Raw genomic sequence first — 612 nt, forward strand, 5'->3', positions numbered from 1 at the left:
GTCTGATCCCGGGTCTTCCGTCGCTGCCGGGTCTTCCCGGTGGCGAGCTTCCGGGTCTTCCGGGGGTTCCGTCCCTGCCCGGCCTGCCGGGTCTGCCGGGTCTGGGCGATGTCACCGATCTGATCGGTGGTCTGATCCCGGGTCTTCCCGGTGGCGACCTTCCGGGTCTTCCCGGGGTTCCTGACCTGGGTGGTCTGGTGGGTGATGTCGTCGACACTGTCGGTGGCATCCTGCCCGGTCTTCCGGGTGAACCTGGTGGCCCGGGCCTTCCGGGTGTGCCTGGACTGCCGTCCCTTCCGGGTCTTCCCGACTTGGGTGGTGTGGCAGGGGTCGTCGTCGATGTCGTCAACGGTGTCGTCGGTGGCCTGCCGGGTCTGCCGGGCCTGCCGGGTGTTCCGGGTCTTCCTGACCCCAGCATCCCGGGCCTTCCGGGTCTGCCCGAGCTGGGCGGAGTGATCGGCGACGTTGTCGACGCTGTCGGTGGCATCCTGCCGGGCCTCCCCGGCGAGCCTGGTGTTCCTGCTCTTCCGGGGGTGGGTGGCACGATCGGTGAGGTTGCTGACGGTGTCGGGAGCCTGATCGATGTTCTTCCTGGTGTTCCTGCTCTTCCGG

Annotated in this window: 1 protein-coding gene; it reads right to left on the reverse strand. The window is 68.6% G+C overall.

Annotated features, from left to right (window positions below; all coding sequences use genetic code 11):
* A partial coding sequence (locus G6G98_RS13815; protein WP_166706126.1) for a hypothetical protein occupies positions 1-612 on the reverse strand: 612 nt, incomplete at both ends.

The sequence above is a fragment of the Microbacterium hydrocarbonoxydans genome (assembly GCF_011752045.1).
GTDB lineage: Bacteria > Actinomycetota > Actinomycetes > Actinomycetales > Microbacteriaceae > Microbacterium.